The 17,614-nt window shown below is 47.3% G+C and carries 12 protein-coding genes; 9 read left to right on the top strand and 3 right to left on the bottom strand.

What is annotated here, in order from left to right; genetic code table 11:
- Window positions 1–741: 741 nt before the first annotated feature.
- On the bottom strand, window positions 742–2,463 hold the full coding sequence (locus tag FNY66_RS00340) for an ABC transporter ATP-binding protein (RefSeq protein ID WP_087151042.1): 1,722 nt from the start codon (window positions 2,461–2,463) through the stop codon (window positions 742–744).
- Window positions 2,464–2,647: 184 nt separating this feature from the next.
- On the opposite strand from FNY66_RS00340, the gene FNY66_RS00335 reads away from it, so the two are divergent.
- A complete protein-coding gene (locus FNY66_RS00335) occupies window positions 2,648–3,589 on the top strand; it encodes a tRNA dihydrouridine synthase (protein WP_150309944.1) in 942 nt (313 codons plus the stop codon).
- A gap of 26 nt (window positions 3,590–3,615) precedes the next feature.
- Here the strand turns inward: FNY66_RS00335 and FNY66_RS00330 are convergent, their stop codons facing one another.
- A complete protein-coding gene (locus FNY66_RS00330) occupies window positions 3,616–5,223 on the bottom strand; it encodes a CTP synthase (protein WP_150309943.1) in 1,608 nt (535 codons plus the stop codon).
- A gap of 182 nt (window positions 5,224–5,405) precedes the next feature.
- Entirely contained in the window at window positions 5,406–6,881 is a 1,476-nt protein-coding gene (locus tag FNY66_RS00325; protein ID WP_087151045.1) for a DUF1846 domain-containing protein, read from the bottom strand.
- 191 nt (window positions 6,882–7,072) lie between these two features.
- Between FNY66_RS00325 and ftsH the strand changes: the two genes are divergently transcribed.
- From ftsH to FNY66_RS00285, 8 genes are all read left to right on the top strand, one after another.
- The gene (gene ftsH / locus FNY66_RS00320; RefSeq protein WP_150309942.1) at window positions 7,073–9,082 is read left to right on the top strand and encodes an ATP-dependent zinc metalloprotease FtsH; all 2,010 of its coding nucleotides are present in this window, start codon (window positions 7,073–7,075) and stop codon (window positions 9,080–9,082) included.
- On the top strand, window positions 9,072–10,922 hold the full coding sequence (uvrC, locus tag FNY66_RS00315) for an excinuclease ABC subunit UvrC (RefSeq protein WP_150309941.1): 1,851 nt from the start codon (window positions 9,072–9,074) through the stop codon (window positions 10,920–10,922). Before ftsH ends, uvrC begins: the two co-directional genes overlap by 11 nt.
- Before the next feature lie 41 nt (window positions 10,923–10,963).
- Complete coding sequence (gene hprK / locus FNY66_RS00310; RefSeq protein ID WP_087151048.1) at window positions 10,964–11,896, top strand: HPr(Ser) kinase/phosphatase; 933 nt, start codon at window positions 10,964–10,966, stop codon at window positions 11,894–11,896.
- Between the two features lie 30 nt (window positions 11,897–11,926).
- Window positions 11,927–12,865: an ROK family glucokinase gene (locus FNY66_RS00305; RefSeq protein WP_150309940.1), complete on the top strand. Its 939-nt coding sequence runs from the start codon at window positions 11,927–11,929 to the stop codon at window positions 12,863–12,865.
- Between the two features lie 354 nt (window positions 12,866–13,219).
- Window positions 13,220–14,302: a zinc-binding dehydrogenase gene (locus tag FNY66_RS00300; RefSeq protein ID WP_087151050.1), complete on the top strand. Its 1,083-nt coding sequence runs from the start codon at window positions 13,220–13,222 to the stop codon at window positions 14,300–14,302.
- A 5-nt stretch (window positions 14,303–14,307) separates the two neighbouring features.
- The gene (locus FNY66_RS00295) at window positions 14,308–15,000 is read left to right on the top strand and encodes a beta/alpha barrel domain-containing protein (protein ID WP_150309939.1); all 693 of its coding nucleotides are present in this window, start codon (window positions 14,308–14,310) and stop codon (window positions 14,998–15,000) included.
- Between the two features lie 106 nt (window positions 15,001–15,106).
- On the top strand, window positions 15,107–16,486 hold the full coding sequence (locus tag FNY66_RS00290) for an MFS transporter (RefSeq protein ID WP_150309938.1): 1,380 nt from the start codon (window positions 15,107–15,109) through the stop codon (window positions 16,484–16,486).
- Between the two features lie 60 nt (window positions 16,487–16,546).
- Entirely contained in the window at window positions 16,547–17,602 is a 1,056-nt protein-coding gene (locus FNY66_RS00285) for an NAD(P)-dependent alcohol dehydrogenase (RefSeq protein ID WP_150309937.1), read from the top strand.
- Window positions 17,603–17,614: the final 12 nt, after the last annotated feature.

The raw sequence follows: 17,614 nt of genomic DNA, 5'->3' as shown, positions 1-17,614 counted from the left end.
TCCCGGCTGCTTTCTTTCCCATCCCGAAAATCGAATTTCTGACGGAAGGAACAAAGCCGGATCTTTCTTAACTAAGATTTCATAAATCCTGGCTGATATAGTATTAGTTAAGCTGTGGGGGCGAATTCGAGCCGCTTTGATTTCTGGTCCGCTTGATTAATACTTATCTGCAGGATAATTCCATGTCAAGCCTGCAAAGCACCCGTTTACGGGCAAGGGCTTGACATGGAATTATTTCTGCAGATATAAAATAGACAAGCGGAACCAGAAATCTCCATAACCGGAGTCGGTTATCTATCTGACATAAAAAGATTAAGGAAATAATTGTAGAATTATCAACCATTTACGAAAAAGCGCCGACTTCCTCCTGTTTGTATGAGGATTTTCGGGTTGGTCTGTTAGTCGGTAAAACGTCAAAATGGACGGTTACAGCCGCTCTGATGCACCTTACGCAGAGGAAGAAAAAGATTGAGAACGGCGACTGTGGAAGGAAATTAGGAAAAGTTAAAAGCAGGGAAATGGTGTTAAGTGAAAAAATGATGCTGTCTGAGCTTGCGAGTTCGTCATTTTTTCACTTGCTTTTAACCATTTTCCTGCTTTGTTACTTTGAGTTATTTCCTGTAACCGGAGCCGGGATCAACCTTTTTCTCCGCCTGCGTACACGCAAGTCAGGTCGCTGTATATTGCTGTATTTCGGACGTTTTCTGTACTATCAGCCAGTACGATAAATCCGGAATTCATCTACATGTTATAGTAGTGTGCATATATTCCGTTTTTCTTCAACAGTGTTTCATGTGTCCCGCGTTCGGCGATGCCGTCTTCAGTGATTACGATGATCTCATCGGCGTTTCGGATTGTGGAAAGCCGGTGAGCGATAGTTATGGTAGTACGGCCTTCGGAAAGTTCTTCCAGGCTCTGCTGGATCCAGCGCTCACTCTCGTTGTCGAGTGCGCTGGTCGCCTCATCGAGGACAAGAATGGGCGGATTCTTCAGGAACACACGGGCGATGGAGATGCGTTGCTTTTGTCCTCCGGAGAGGCGGGCGCCGCGTTCGCCGACAAAGGTGTCATAGCCGTCAGGAAGTTCTTCGATGAAGTCATGGATATTGGCGCGTTTTGCGGCTTCTATGATTTCCTCCATGGATGCGCCGGGTTTTCCGTACGCGATGTTTTCCCGGATAGTGCCAGAGAAGAGGTAGACATCCTGCTGTACCATACCAATTTGACTTCTCAGACTTTTAAGTCCGAGTGTACGCACATCCTTGCCATCGATCGTTATCCGGCCTCCGGTCACGTCATAGAATCTCGGCAGAAGGGAGCATATAGTTGTCTTTCCGCTGCCTGATGGTCCGACGAGAGCAATAGATTTTCCGGCCGGGATTTCGAAGGATACATGGGAGAGCACAGGAGTCTCGTCATCGCTGTAATGGAAGGAGACATCCTCGTAGCAGACACGGCCTTTTACATCAGTAAGAGGTTTCGCATCCGGAGCATCTACAATTTCCGGCTCTGTCTCCATTACATCGAGGAAACGGCGGAATCCTGCCAGCCCCTTCTGCATCATTTCAATCAGTTCCACCAGAATCTGGATGGGGCTGATAAAAATGCCGATGTACAGGGCGTACATTGCCAGATCTGTCACATTCATCATATCATGAGCGATAAGCCAGCCGCCGAATACGAGGGTAACGAGATACATCATTCCCTGAAAGAATAAGTTCCATCCCATGAAATTTCCCATGCAGCTGTAATTATTCTTTTTGGAAATGAGGAAGGCGTGGTTACTTTTTCTGAATTTCTCACGTTCTATGTCTTCGTTGGCAAAAGACTGAACAACACGGATGCCGGCCAGTGTGTCCTGGAGACTTGAGTTGACGTCACCTATTTTCCTGCGGTTTTCCATAAAGGTCTCCTGCATCCGCTGATTCTGGCGGAAGGAGAAGATAAACATGCACAGTACGAGCACGACAAGAGGAAGAGCCAGTCTCCAGTTAATGAGGAATAGAAAAATGAAAGAGCCGACAATCTTTACTACGGAAATAAACAGGTTCTCCGGACCATGGTGGGCAAACTCTGCAATATCGAACAGGTCAGATACAAGCTTGCTCATCATCTGTCCGGAATTGTTCCGGCTGTAATAGGAAAATGAGAGCTTTTCATAGTGATCGAAGAGCTGCTGGCGCATGTCACGTTCCATGTTGGCTCCCATCATATGCCCCTGATAGCTTACATAATACTTACATAAGCTCTGGATGATGTACATGATCAGAAGCCCGAGGGCAATCCAGGGCAGCGTGCCGAGGATAATGTGGCTGTCTTTTGTGAAAAGTGTATTTGTCATAGTACGCAGGATCTGGGGATATGCGAGATCCACGATACTGATAAAAGCAGCACAGATAAGGTCGATAAAAAAGACTGCTTTATATGGTGCATAGTAGTCTATGAATTTTCTTATTGTATGCATAGTCTCACTCCTTGTTTCAATCATTATACCCTGCTGACCATCTTAGCATATCATTTTCTGCTTGACAAGAAGTTATCCCCTGTAATAACGTATCATGTAATAGTTCAGATTTGCAAATGGTGTGAGCTGAATTGTTGCGTATGTATTGTATGCTACATTAATTTACAGAGAAAGAGAGAGTATTATGAGACTATATCTTGCTCCGCTGGAGGGAATTACGGGCTGGATTTTCCGCAGTGCCCTTTACAAATGCTTCGGCGGATTTGACAAATATTTCGTGCCGTTTATCCGGCCAAATCAGATGGGACATTTCAGCGCCAGAGAGAAAAAGGATATCCTTCCTGCACACAACGAAGGAATGTATACGGTACCCCAGATACTCACGAACAAACCGGAGGATTTTATACGGACTGCCGCCAAACTGAAAGAATACGGATACGAAGAGATTAATTTGAACCTGGGCTGCCCATCCAAGACAGTAGTTACAAAGGGGAGGGGCGCAGGATTCCTTGCATACCCGGACAGACTGGATGCCTTTCTTGACGAGATATTCGAAAAATGTGACATTCGGATCTCGATTAAGACAAGACTTGGAATGGAAGAACCGGAAGAATTCTATCATCTGCTGGAAATATACAATAAATACCCGATGGAAGAGCTGATCATCCATCCGCGCGTGCAGAAAGATTTTTATAAAAATACACCGAATCTGGAACTGTTTTCGGAAATTCTGCCAAAGAGCAGAAATCCGGTATGTTATAACGGAGATATTTTTACTCCGGATGATTATGAGAGATTCGCGGGGCTGCAGCCGTCTGTCGATCGGATCATGACGGGGAGGGGAGTGATGGCTGATCCGGCACTTGCGCGCAGGATCCGGGGAGGCAGCGCGGCGGGAAAGGAAGAACTGCGGCGGTTTCACGATCTGCTGTATGCGGGGTACTGTGAAGAGATGTCCGGTGACCGGACGATACTATATAAGATGAAAGAACTCTGGACATATCTCGCCCCTTGTTTCACTGATTATAAAAAATATGCGAAGAAAATTAAAAAGGCAGAGAAATGTGCGGTTTATGAAAAAGTAGTAGAAGAGTTATTTGAAAATGAGGAGATCAGCGCATCCTGATGAACAGGGGCGCTGATCTTCTGCTGTTATTTGTTCTGTTTTTTTAGAGCGGCTTCAACAAATCCTTTGAAAAGCGGATGCGGCCTGTTCGGTCTGGATTTGAGTTCAGGATGAGCCTGAGTAGCGATAAACCACGGGTGAGCCGGAATTTCGATCATCTCGACGATACGGCTGTCAGGGGAAAGACCGCACAGAGACATGCCGTGCTTCTCCAGTACTTCGCGGTAATCGTTGTTTACTTCATAACGGTGGCGGTGGCGTTCGCTGATCTCGTTTGTACCGTACAGCTTCTCTGCCAGAGAGCCTTTTTTGAGTACACACGGATAAGCACCAAGGCGGAGTGTTCCGCCGATATCTTCGACACCAATCTGATCAGGCATGATATGGATGACCGGATGAGTGGTATCGGGTTTCAACTCCATACTGTGGGCGTCATTATATCCGATGACGTTTCTGGCAAATTCCACAATAGCAAGCTGCATGCCCAGACACAGCCCGAGAAAGGGGATATCATGAGTGCGGGCATACTGTATGGCAGTGATTTTACCCTCAATCCCTCTGTGACCGAAGCCGCCGGGAACAAGGATACCGCTTACATCAGAGAAGAGTTCATCCACGTTGTCTGCGGTTACTGTCTCGGAATCAATCCATTTGATATTTACAGTAGTGTGAGAGTAGATACCGCCGTGCTTTAACGCCTCTACAACGCTGATGTATGCATCGTGCAGCTGGATATATTTTCCTACAAGAGCGACAGTTACTTCCTGAGTGGGATGGCGCAGGTTTTCTACCATCTCGATCCAGTCTTTCAGATCCGGCTCAGGGCAGTCAAGATGGAGACATTCGCATACAACCTGTGCAAGATGCTCTTTCTCCATAGCGAGCGGAGCTTCATAGAGATATTCTACATCCAGATTTTGGAGCACATGGCTTGCCGGCAGGTTGCAGAACAGAGAAATCTTGTCTTTCATGCCGGTATCGAGAGGATATTCGGAGCGGCACACGATTATATCCGGCTGGATTCCCATCCCCTGAAGTTCCTTGACGCTTGCCTGTGTCGGCTTTGTTTTCATCTCCTGGGAAGCTTTCAGATACGGGATCAGTGTTACGTGGATGAGGATGACGTTCTCCGGCCCCTTCTCATGCTGAAATTGACGGATTGATTCGAGAAAAGGCTGACTCTCAATATCCCCGACTGTGCCTCCGACCTCGATAATGGCGATTTCAGTGCCTTTAGCAGCAGGGTTCCGGTAGAATTTGCTTTTGATCTCATTTGTAATATGAGGAATGACCTGTACGGTGCCGCCGCCGAAGTCGCCGCGGCGCTCTTTCTGGAGTACGGACCAGTAGATCTTTCCGGTCGTGACGTTGGAATTCTTAGTAAGACTCTCGTCTATGAATCTTTCATAATGCCCCAGATCAAGATCGGTTTCAGCGCCGTCGTCTGTGACGAAAACCTCTCCGTGCTGGACTGGATTCATTGTACCGGGATCGATGTTGATATAAGGATCAAATTTCTGCATAGTGACGGTATACCCACGGGCTTTTAAGAGACGCCCGAGAGATGCAGCCGTGATTCCTTTTCCCAATCCGGACACAACGCCGCCGGTGACAAATACGTATTTAACTGCCATAATAGATGCCCTCCTGTCAATAAACTATCTGCTGAACGGTATTAATTGATTCTTAAAAAAGAGTACAGTCTGACTATGAATGGAAGGTAACGCCATTGTGACCTGTCCATACATATAGTCAGACTGTCTGAAACAATACCTATATAGTATACAACATAAACCAGAGAAAGTACAGTACTTTTTTATGAGAGAAGTATATGTTCGAATACTGCCTCACTGGTAAGCTGTACGCCCAGCTTTTTGAATATTTTAATGTCTACGTCCGAGAGCATGACAGAAGTGTGCGCCTGGCATCCTTCAAGTTTCGGCAGCTGAGAGAGGGCCAGACGTGCCTGCGGATTTTCCGCAGCGCTGGCTGAGAGGGCAATCAGCACTTCGTCTGTGTGAAGTCTTGGATTCTTGCTTTTTAAATAGTCTACTTTCAGTTTCTGGATCGGTTCGATTGAGTTTGGAGAGATGATATGCACCTCGTGATCGATACCGGCAAGCAGTTTCAGTACATTGAGAAGCAGGGCAGCGGAGGCCCCCAGAAGGTTTGTGGTCTTTCCGGTCACGATCGTACCGTCCTCCAGTTCCAGTGCAGCTGCCGGACCGCCGGTTTCTTTTGCACGTTTCTGTGCTTCGACAGCTACTTTGCGGTCCGCAATGGTAATTCCCGCCATGTTCATAAGAAGTTCGATCTTCTGGGCTTCTTTATCAGAGCTGTCCCCTTTTACAAGAGCATTAAGGGCGGCATAGTAGCGGCGGATGATTTCCTGACGGGAAGCCTCACGGCACACTTCATCGTCGCAGATGCATTTTCCGGCCATGTTTACGCCCATATCCGTCGGCGACTTATAAGGGCTTTCTCCGTAGATTTTTTCAAAGATCGTATTTAATACAGGGAATATTTCCACATCGCGGTTGTAGTTGACGGTTGTCTCCCCGTAAGCTTCCAAGTGGTAAGGATCGATCATGTTTACGTCATTTAAGTCGGCTGTCGCCGCTTCATAAGCCAGATTGACCGGGTGTTTGAGCGGAAGGTTCCAGACAGGGAATGTCTCAAACTTGGCATAACCTGCATGAATGCCTCTTTTGTGCTCGTGATAGAGCTGTGAAAGGCAGGTGGCCATCTTGCCGCTTCCCGGTCCCGGCGCCGTTACAATTACAAGTGGGCGGGAGGTCTCGATATAGTCATTTTTTCCATATCCCTCTTCGCTGATAATAAGCGGTACATTTGACGGATAACCAGGAATAATATAATGAAGATATACCGGGATGTCCAGATTTTCCAGCCTGTTTTTAAAGAGAAGCGCACTTTCCTGGCCGGAGAACTGGGTAATCGTGACACTTCCAACATAGAGCCCCTGATCTCTGTATGTCTGGATCAGACGGAGAACATCTGTATCGTAAGTGATGCCGAGATCCCCTCGGATCTTGTTTTTTTCGATGTCTTTCGCGCTGATGACGATGACAATTTCAGCCTGATCGCTGAGCTCTTTTAAAAGTCTGAGCTTACTGTCGGGAGCAAAACCCGGCAGCACGCGGGAGGCGTGATAATCGTCAAAAAGTTTTCCTCCGAATTCAAGGTAAAGTTTGTTGTCGAATTTGCTGATTCGGTCACGAATGTGTTCAGACTGCATTTTCAGATACTTTTCGTTGTCAAAACCGATTTTCATATTTTCCCCTTTCAAATTTTACTCTGTATCTATATTGGATGGCGCTGATAAGGCGCTGAAAGATAACAGGACATATTTCGTACCCAGTATACTATAAAATCTCATGGATTTACAATATTTTCATAATGTTTTTATTGATTTATGCAAAACCTGTCTTTATAATGATAATAGTTATTTTTAGGAGGAACAGAATGGACAATAATAATAAAAATAGAGATCCGAACCATAACCGGCAGGGCTGGGGAATCATCCTCATAACAACCCTGCTGGTCACTTTTATGGTGATGGGATTATATTCCATGATGCGGGGATCCGGTCCGGAGGAAATCAGCTATGATAAATTCCTTACGCTCATAGATGACAAAAAGGTACAGGAAGTAAGTCTCAACAGCGACCGGATCTACATCACACTGACGGATGAGGCGCGTCAGGAAGAACTGGAAGAAAACGGACAGATCGCAAATACGGGAAATATCTGGAGCCAGATGCAGGAACAGATACAGACGGGAAGCGGCGATGAAGAAGCCAAGAGAGATCCGGATTACTATACCGGATATGTCAACGATTATACACTGGTGGAGAGACTTGACGAGGCGGGTGTGGAGTTCAAGAGTCAGCCGGCGGATACTGTGGGGCAGACACTCCTTGAACTGTTCCTTACCGTGATCCTGCCAATCGGTCTGATGGCGGCCATGCTTGTCTGGCTGATGCGCAAGATGACCAAAGGCGGCGGCGTAATGGGAATCGGCAAAAGTAACGCCAAGATGTATATGGAAAAAGAGACTGGAGTTACATTCCAGGATGTGGCCGGGGAAGATGAAGCCAAGGAGTCTCTGCAGGAAGTAGTGGATTTCCTGCATAATCCCGGGAAATACAGCGGGATAGGTGCCAAGCTGCCCAAAGGTGCCCTGCTTGTAGGACCGCCGGGAACCGGTAAGACGCTCCTTGCAAAGGCGGTGGCAGGAGAGGCAAAGGTGCCATTCTTCTCTCTGTCGGGATCTGCATTTGTGGAAATGTATGTCGGTGTGGGAGCTTCCCGTGTGCGTGACCTGTTCAAACAGGCCCAGCAGCAGGCTCCGTGTATCGTGTTTATCGATGAGATCGATGCAATAGGAAAGACCCGTGATTCATCCCTGGGTGGAAATGACGAGAGAGAACAGACTCTTAACCAGTTACTTGCCGAGATGGACGGGTTTGACACAAATAAAGGACTTTTGATACTTGCAGCTACAAACCGTCCTGAGATCCTGGATCCGGCACTTCTGCGCCCGGGACGTTTTGACCGCCGGATTATCGTGGATAAGCCGGATTTGAAAGGCCGTGTGGAGATACTGAAAGTCCATGCAAAAGATGTGCGTATGGATGAGAGTGTGGATCTGGAAGCAATTGCCCTTGCTACCTCCGGAGCAGTCGGATCAGATCTTGCAAATATGATCAACGAGGCGGCAATTAATGCGGTGAAGCATGGCAGACAAGTGGTCAGCCAGAAAGATCTTTTTGAAGCGGTTGAAGTCGTACTTGTGGGCAAAGAAAAGAAAGACCGCATTATGAGCAAAGAGGAGCGCCAGATCGTTTCATATCATGAGGTAGGCCATGCTCTTGTGACGGCGCTTCAGAAAAATACGGAACCAGTACAGAAGATCACGATCGTTCCGAGGACCATGGGGGCTCTCGGTTATGTAATGCAGACTCCGGAAGAAGAGAAATTCTTAAATACAAAGAAAGAGCTGGAAGCAATGATAGTCGTGGCTCTGGGCGGACGTGCCGCGGAGGAGATTGTCTTCGATACAGTGACGACCGGTGCAGCCAATGATATTGAGCAGGCGACGAAAATTGCCCGTGCAATGATCACACAGTATGGAATGTCCGAGCGTTTCGGTCTTATGGGGCTTGAGTCTATCCAGAACCGCTATCTGGATGGCCGGGCGGTATTAAACTGCGGTGATGCGACTGCAGGTGAGATCGACGAGGAAGTTATGAAGATGCTCAAAGGCGCATATGCAGAGGCGAAGAAACTGCTCGCAGAGAACCGTGAGGCTCTGGATAAGATCGCCGCGTTTCTGATTGAGAAAGAAACGATCACAGGCAAAGAATTTATGAAAATATTCCGCGAGGTAAAGGGAATACCGGAACCGGACGAGACAGAGGAGAGCAGTTCGACAGAGCGTGAAGGACGAATTGTTATGAAAGATGGAGAATAATAATTTTGATATCCAGGAAGAGTTAAAGAAGTTGCCGGGCAGACCCGGTGTTTACATCATGCATGATGAGAAGGATCATATCATTTATGTAGGCAAGGCGATCAGCCTTAAGAACCGGGTGCGGCAGTATTTTCAGAGCAGCAGGAATAAAGGCGTTAAGATCGAGCAGATGGTGACGCATATCCGCCGTTTTGAGTATATCGTCACCGATTCGGAGCTGGAGGCGCTTGTGCTGGAGTGCAATCTGATCAAGGAGCATCATCCGAAGTACAATACGATGCTTATGGATGATAAGACATATCCGTTTATCAAGGTGACGACTAACGAGGCATTTCCCAGAGTGGTGCTGTCAAGAAAGATGTTAAAGGATAAGGCCCGGTATTTCGGGCCTTATACAAGTTCTCAGGCAGTCAGGGACACGATCGACCTGATTCATAAGTTGTTCCATTTGAGGAGCTGCAACCGCAGCCTGCCCAGGGATATCGGGAAAGAGCGTCCGTGTCTCAACTATCATATCAAGCAGTGCGATGCTCCCTGTCAGGGGTATATTTCTCGGGAAGAATACGGGAAAGCGGTAAATGAAGTCCTGCGTTTTCTGAACGGAAATTATGATTCAGTTTTGAAAGAACTGGAAGATAAAATGAATGCCGCTTCCGAGGAGCTGGAATTCGAGAGGGCGATTGAATACAGAGAATTGATCAGCAGTGTGAAGAAAGTGGCACAGAAACAGAAGATCACGGATTCAAGTGGTGAGGACAGAGATGTACTGGCCGTAGCGTCAGAAGAGGAAGATGCAGTTGTGCAGGTTTTTTTCATCCGGGGCGGGCGGCTGATCGGACGGGATCATTTTTATCTGCGTATTTCAAAAGGGGAGAATGCGTCGGAGATATTGAATAGCTTTATTCTCCAGTATTATGCGGGGACTCCCTTTATTCCAGGGGAATTGATGCTTCAGGAAGAAGTAGAAGACCGGGAGCTGCTGGAAACATGGCTTACATCTAAGCGCGGACAGAAAGTGATCTTGAAAGTACCAAGGAAAGGGACAAAAGAAAAGCTGGTGGAGCTTGCACAGGAGAATGCCCGGCTGGTATTGTCCAAAGACAAAGAGAGGCTGAAAAGGGAAGAGGGACGCACGATCGGCGCTGTGAAAGAGATTGCTGCCCTTCTTAGTCTCAGCGAGATTGTTCGTATGGAGGCTTTCGATATCTCGAATACGAACGGATTTGAATCGGTGGGTTCGATGGTTGTATATGAGCGCGGGCGTCCGAAACGGAACGACTACCGCAAATTTAAGATTAAAGGAATTAAAGGTGCCGACGATTATGGGAGTATGCGTGAAGTTCTGACGCGCCGATTTACCCATGGCCTGAAAGAGCGCAGTGAGAATACAGAATTGGGCAAGTTCACGGCATTCCCGGATCTTATTATGATGGATGGAGGAAAAGGACAGGTCAATGTGGCGCTGCAGGTGCTCGATGAACTGCATCTGAATATTCCGGTGTGCGGCATGGTAAAAGATGATCATCACCGCACACGCGGGTTATACTATCATAATGAAGAGATTCCGATCGACAGGTCTTCGGAGGCGTTCCGTCTGATCACCAGGATTCAGGACGAGGCACACCGGTTTGCAATCGAGTATCACCGTCAGCTGAGAGGCAAGGGGCAGGTGCATTCTATACTTGACGATATCGAGGGGATCGGACCGACGCGCAGAAAAGCCTTGATGAGACAATATCTGAGCCTGGAAGATATAAAGAAAGCATCTGTGGAAGAACTTGCAAAAATTCCATCAATGAATGAAAAAGCAGCAGAATCTGTGTACAAGTTCTTTCACTAGTGATATGATAAAAAGAGCAGGAGAAAGTGAGGAGAAAATCTATGGGACATGGGATAAAATTAAGTGAGATAGTAGAAAAGATGAATTTGAAAAATCTCACACCTGAAGTCGATATGGTTGAGAAGGAGGTAAACGTACCGGATGTGAACAGGCCGGCGCTGCAGCTTGCCGGATTTTATGACCGCTTTGATTCAAACAGAGTACAGATCATAGGAAATGTGGAGAGCAGATATGTTCAGACACTGAGTGAAGAGCAGCGGAAAGATACATTTGAGAAGCTGCTGCAGCATCCGATCCCGTGTATTGTGTTCTGCCGGGATATTGTGCCTGAGGAGAGTTTTCTGAAAACAGCCGTGAAATACGGTGTGCCGATTTTTAATACTGTGAAACAGACATCTGACTTCATGGCTGAGATCATCCGCTGGATGAATGTGCGTCTGGCACCGTGTATCTCTATTCACGGAGTGCTTGTCGACGTATACGGCGTCGGCGTCCTGATCATGGGAGAGAGCGGGATCGGTAAGAGCGAGGCTGCACTGGAGCTGATCAAAAGAGGACATCGTCTTGTGACGGACGATGTGGTTGAGATAAGAAAAGTGAGTGATGAGACGCTTGTCGGTACTGCGCCGGATATTACAAAACATTTTATCGAGCTTAGAGGTATCGGTATTGTAGATGTAAGATCCATGTTTGGTGTGCAGAGCGTCAGGGAGACACAGAATATAGACCTTGTTATTACGCTGGAAGATTGGAGCAGAGATAAGGAGTACGACCGGCTGGGTCTGGAGGAGGAGTATACAGAATTTCTCGGGAATAAAGTTGTGTGTCACAGGATTCCGATCCGTCCTGGAAGAAATCTGGCTATCATCGTCGAATCAGCGGCTGTAAACCACAGACAGAAACAAATGGGGTATAATGCAGCTCAAGAGCTCTACAAGAGGGTTCAGGAGAATATTGCCAAAAAGAGAAAATAATAAGGGAAGAGCGGAAAGGAGAGCAGAACTATGAAGTATTGTTTTGGGGTTGACATCGGAGGGACCACAGTGAAGATGGGATTGTTTGAGGAGACGGGAACGATCCTTGACAAGTGGGAGATCACGACAGATACATCTGAGGAGGGAAAAGCGATTCTTCCGAATGTCGCGGCTTCTATTGAGATGAAGATCGAGGAGCATAAGCTGATCAAGGACGATATTATCGGAATCGGTGCCGGAGTTCCGGCTCCTGTTACAGCAGAAGGTGTTGTGAACGGAAGCGCAAATCTCGGATGGACGTATAAAGAAGTAAAGAAAGAACTTGAGGAACTGACCGGTCTGAAGTCATATATCGGAAATGACGCGAACGTGGCAGCGCTCGGCGAGATGTGGAAAGGCGGCGGCGAAGGCGAGAAGAATATGATCATGGTGACACTCGGAACCGGTGTCGGCGGCGGAATCATCATTGACGGGAAGATACTCGTAGGTTCAAACGGAGCAGGCGGAGAGATCGGACATCTCTGCGTAAACTATGAAGAGACAGACCAGTGCGGCTGCGGTAACAGAGGATGCCTTGAGCAGTATGCGTCGGCAACAGGGATCGTGCGGCTGGCCAGACAGAAACTTGGACAGGAAATGCGGCCGACAATCTTGAATAAGCAGGATGTAACAGCGAAGGATGTGTTTGATGCAGTTAAAGCAGGCGATGAAGTGGCAAAAGAGATAGCAACTGTATTCGGAAGATATCTGGGATACGGGCTGGCTAATCTGGCAGTGGTGGCAGATCCGGCTGTGTTTGTCATTGGAGGCGGCGTGTCTAAGGCAGGAGAAGTTCTGATTCCGTACATAAGAGAACCGTACATGGAAAGGGCCTTTTTTGCCAACAAGAACGTGAGATTTGTCCTTGCAAAACTTGGAAACGATGCGGGAATCTGTGGAGCTGCCAAGCTTGTGCTGGACAATGAATAGGATAGAACACAAATAAATACTGAGAAGCTGAAGTCGGGAAGTATGCGTCGGAACTGGTTCGGGTTCCGGCGCTTTTCTTTGTTTCTTTGATTTTAATTTTTGAAATATGTGAAACACAGAAATGATGTACAAAATAACCAAAAAACTGTATTGATAAGAACGTAAAAAGTGGGTTTCACAGAAATATGAGTATTAAAAATGCTGAAAAATCTTTATTTCAAAGAAAATAATTGACTAAAACAAAGAAAAGCGATAAAATACAGACAGATCAAAAAAATAAAGTTTCTGGCCGGGAACGAGTATCAAGCAATGGGGGAATCCCCCGAATGTTAAGAAGGAAGAGGAGATTGAAAAATGAAAGCAATAGCAAGATTTGGAAAAGAATTTGGCGGATATACAATGATTGATGTCCCGAAGCCAACTTGTGGACCGGATGATATTATCATTGAGATCAAGGCAGCCGCTATCTGCGGGGCTGATATGAAGCACTGGAGAGTAGATAACGGATCAGATGAATTCAACTCCATCCGTGGACATGAGTTTGCAGGAGATATCGTAGAAGTGGGAGAAAATGTAAAGGACTGGAAAGTCGGACAGAGAGTTGTATCCGATAACAGCGCTCATGTATGCGGCGTATGCCCGGCCTGTGAGCAGGGTGATTTTCTCTGCTGTGAAGAGAAAGTAAACTTAGGTTTGGACAATAATACATGGGGCGGCGGATTTTCCAAGTATTGTAAGGTTCCGGGCGAAATCCTCGCAATTCACAAACATGCGATCTGGGAAATTCCTGAGAACGTGAAATACGAAGAAGCGGCAGTGCTCGATCCGATCTGTAATGCATACAAGGCTGTAGCCCAGCAGAGCCATCTTATGCCGGGGCAGGATGTTGTTGTATTCGGAACAGGCCCGCTCGGACTCTTCTCCGTACAGATTGCACGTATCATGGGTGCTGTCAACATTGTAATGGTAGGACTTGACGAGGATGTTCCGACCCGCTTCCCGGTTGCCCTTGAAGTCGGCGCTACGCATGTGGTCAACGGATCAAAAGAGGACGTCGTTAAGAGATGTACAGAGATCTGCGGAAGAGATAATTTAGGTCTTGTGATTGAGTGCTCAGGAGCCAACATTGCCCTGAAACAGGCGATTGAGATGCTTCGTCCGAACGGCGAGGTTGTCCGTGTTGGAATGGGATTCAAGCCGCTTGACTTCTCTATTAACGACATAACATCCTGGAATAAGAGCATCATCGGACATATGGCATATGACTCCACGTCATGGAGAAATGCGATCCGTCTGCTCGCATCCGGTCAGATAAAGGTTCAGCCGATGATCACACACAGACTCGGTTTATCACAGTATGAGGAAGGATTTGATGCAATGGCAAGGAAAGAAGCAATCAAAGTAATCTTCCACTATGACTTTGATGATGAGGAGTAATCCGGATGGAAAAGAAACTTTTGCTGGCTCCCTCAATGGGATGCTGTGATTTATATGATTTTGAGAATCAGGTGAGATATATCGATGAACATGCAGATTTTCTCCACATTGATATTAAGGATGGCAATTATGTCAAGACATTTGGTGTAGGCCCTGACTTTATGACGGTATTGAAGAAAGTGGTCAAAAAACCAATGGATGCCCACCTGATGGTAAAACACCCGCAGGACTTTATCGAGGCGTGTGCGGAGGCAGGAGCAGATTATATAACTCCGCATACCGACTGTATAGAGAGTGATGCTTTCGTCACAATCAACAAAATCCTCTCTCTTGGCTGCAAGGCGGGAATCGCAATGAATCCCGCCGCGCCGCTGGAGGCGATCCGGTATTATCTGCCGCTGCTGTCTAAAGTTACGATCATGATCGTGGACGCAGGTTATGCGGGGCAGAAAGTCATCACACAGATGTATGATAAGATCCGGACGCTGGTGAAGTGGAGAGAAGAGATGGGGCTTGATTTCCTGATCGAAGCGGACGGCTCCATGAACGCCGGAGTGTACGCTCCGCTGTATGAAGCGGGCGCGGATGTGGTGGTTCTCGGACCGCCGGCTCTGTGGAATAAAGATCCCGACATCAAGAAAGCGTGGACGATCATGCAGGGCGAAGTTGACGAAGAGTTAAAAGACTTAAATCGATAACTGACTGAGGCGGTGCGGCTTTTTCTCTGCCTGCCGCACTGCCCGATAGAAATGTAAAACAAAGGAAAATTTATAAACTATAAAGAAGGAAGAGAGGAAAACAATTATGGCATCTAATAAGAAAAGCGCCAATATCGGCGCAAGACTTGACCGTCTGCCGAATTCCGGCTGGCATATCAAAATGTGGCTGATCACAGCATTCGCACTTCTCGTGTGCTGGTCAAACGCAATCGGCGGTTCTGTACAGAACGTACTGTTAAATGAACTTCACTGGCTGGAGCCAGGTACAACGCTCCTTGCAATGTGGGGAACAACTTATACGGCAGGACAGCTCTTCGGAGCACTTGTCGGAGGACCGATCGGTGATAAGATCGGACGTAAAAAAAGTATTATGTTATATGAAATAATACATATCATCGCTATGATCGGAGGAGCTATTTCTCCTAACGTATATGTACTGTATGTATTCAGACTGGTTCAGGGATTCGGACTTGGAGCTCTTCTGGTCGTTCTGTTTGCAGGATTTACAGAGTATGTGCCGGGCAGAAACCGTGGTACATGGTCCAGCCGTAACTCCTTTATCGGGAACTGGTCTCACCCGGTCAGCAACGGTATCGCATTCCTTATTGGCCTGACAGGCGTTGGCCTGAATGCAAACTGGAGAATCCAGTACATGATCCCGTCAATCCTGTCAATTATCGCAGTTGCCCTTATCGCCAAGAAATTCCCGGAGTCTCCGAGATGGCTGGAGTCCCAGGGCAGAGTAGACGAGGCTGACGCAATCCTTACAAAGATCGAGAAAGAGATCGAAGCTTCAACAGGTAAACCGCTTCCGCCTGTAACAGAGGAGCCGAAGCCGGTAAAACAGCTTCCGTATTCCGCGCTGTTCAGAGGAAAACTGCTCAGAAGAACAATCGTCGGTTCCCTTGTGCTGATCGGTATGAACACGATCCAGTATACATTGATGACATGGATGCCTTCACTGCTTGTATCACTCGGATATGATACATCACAGTCTCAGTTCATGACAATGTTCGGCCTCTTTGGAGCTCCGTTTGGAATCTTTATCGCATCACTTTACATGGATAAGATCCCGAGAAGAGTCACAGGTGTAATCCTGCTCATCCTCATGGCTGTACTCGGTGTTATCACAAGCCAGCAGACGGCAATGACTCCGCTGATTGTATCAACATTCTTACTGAACACGGTTATTTATATGTATGTATGCTATGCATCTGCAGTGTACGTACCGGAGATGTGGCCTACATCGGCGAAGCTTTCAGGTTCCGGTTTCTGTAATGCGATCGGACGTGTCAGCAACATCTTCTTCCCGTTCCTTGTTACATATGTTGCGGCGAGCTCAATGGGAAGCGCAGGCGTATTCGTCCTGATCTCTATCGTAGCTGTTGTCATCGCTGTGAGCGTTGCAGTATTCGGTGTTGAGACAAGAGGAGAGTCTGTAGAAGATATCGGTAATGTCGACTAAGTTTAGTCTGTGTTAAATATTTCGCACAGAATATTATTTAAAAGGAAGGAAGTAACGAAGATGAAAAATTCAGAAGCAATCTTAGTGACTCCAAAACATTTTGAGATCCAGGAGTGCCCGGTTCCGGAGCCGAAGGAGAATGAAATCCTCCTGAAAGTAGAGTATGTGGGAATGTGCGGGTCTGATATCCACGGTTTCGAGTTCGGACCATTCATCCCTCCGAAAGATCCGAACCAGAAGATCGGTCTCGGCCATGAGGTCGCAGGTGAAGTTGCGGCCGTAGGATCAAAAGTAACGAAGTTTAAAGTGGGAGACAAAGTTCTCATCGAACCGGGCGTACCGGACAATACATGCGACTACTGCAAATCAGGACGTTACAATATCTGCCCGGGCGTGGATTTCATGGCGACACAGCCGAATTATAAAGGAGCCCTGACACAGTATATGACTCATCCGGAGGAGTGGACTTACCACATTCCGGAAGGCATGACGACGATGGAAGCTGCTCTTGTAGAGCCTGCGGCAGTCGGTATGCACGCTGCTATCCTGGGCGAGGCAAGACTTGGAAAGAGTATTGTTATCCTGGGTGCAGGTACAATCGGACTTATGGTACTTCAGGCATGCTTAAGCCTTGGCGCTACGGACATTACAGTTGTAGATGTTATAGAGAAACGTCTGGATCTGGCGAAGAAACTTGGCGCAAAGAGAGTGATCAACGGCAAAGAGCAGGATACGGTTGCATATCTGCGCTCCGAAGAGATGTACGGCGATCACGGCGTAGAGCTTGTATTTGAGTGCGGCGGATCCGTATTTCTGGCTCAGCAGGCAGTCCAGATCGTTGCCCGCGGCGGCAAGATCATGATGGTTGGAACACAGTCCAAACCGGTGCCGATCGATTTCCTTAAGATCAACCGTGAGGTGACCATCCAGACTTCATTCCGTTACTGCAATAACTTCCCGCAGACGATCGAAGCGATCGCTACAGGCAAGTTTAATGTAAAAGATATGGTAACAAATGTTTATGATTACAAAGATGTTCAGCAGGCTTTCGAGGACGCTATTGATCCGGTTAAGAAGACAGAGATGATCAAAGGCGTTGTGAAGGTTGCGGAGTAGACGTTCAACCGT

Origin of the sequence: Mediterraneibacter catenae, assembly GCF_008691045.1 — a bacterium.
GTDB classification, from domain to species: Bacteria; Bacillota; Clostridia; order Lachnospirales; family Lachnospiraceae; genus Mediterraneibacter; species Mediterraneibacter ornithocaccae.
The sequence above is the reverse complement of the archived record's forward strand: the minus strand, read 5'-3'. Positions and strand labels throughout refer to the sequence as shown.

Excerpts from the sequence above, each read along its gene's own strand:
- FNY66_RS00305 (WP_150309940.1), top strand. The coding sequence starts at position 11,927 with ATGAAGTATTGTTTTGGGGTTGACATCGGAGGGACCACAGTGAAGATG.
- ftsH (WP_150309942.1), top strand. The coding sequence starts at position 7,073 with ATGGACAATAATAATAAAAATAGAGATCCGAACCATAACCGGCAGGGC.
- FNY66_RS00285 (WP_150309937.1), top strand. The coding sequence starts at position 16,547 with ATGAAAAATTCAGAAGCAATCTTAGTGACTCCAAAACATTTTGAGATC.
- FNY66_RS00300 (WP_087151050.1), top strand. The coding sequence starts at position 13,220 with ATGAAAGCAATAGCAAGATTTGGAAAAGAATTTGGCGGATATACAATG.
- FNY66_RS00340 (WP_087151042.1), bottom strand. The coding sequence starts at position 2,463 with ATGCATACAATAAGAAAATTCATAGACTACTATGCACCATATAAAGCA.
- hprK (WP_087151048.1), top strand. The coding sequence starts at position 10,964 with ATGGGACATGGGATAAAATTAAGTGAGATAGTAGAAAAGATGAATTTG.
- FNY66_RS00335 (WP_150309944.1), top strand. The coding sequence starts at position 2,648 with ATGAGACTATATCTTGCTCCGCTGGAGGGAATTACGGGCTGGATTTTC.
- uvrC (WP_150309941.1), top strand. The coding sequence starts at position 9,072 with ATGGAGAATAATAATTTTGATATCCAGGAAGAGTTAAAGAAGTTGCCG.
- FNY66_RS00330 (WP_150309943.1), bottom strand. The coding sequence starts at position 5,223 with ATGGCAGTTAAATACGTATTTGTCACCGGCGGCGTTGTGTCCGGATTG.
- FNY66_RS00295 (WP_150309939.1), top strand. The coding sequence starts at position 14,308 with ATGGAAAAGAAACTTTTGCTGGCTCCCTCAATGGGATGCTGTGATTTA.
- FNY66_RS00325 (WP_087151045.1), bottom strand. The coding sequence starts at position 6,881 with ATGAAAATCGGTTTTGACAACGAAAAGTATCTGAAAATGCAGTCTGAA.
- FNY66_RS00290 (WP_150309938.1), top strand. The coding sequence starts at position 15,107 with ATGGCATCTAATAAGAAAAGCGCCAATATCGGCGCAAGACTTGACCGT.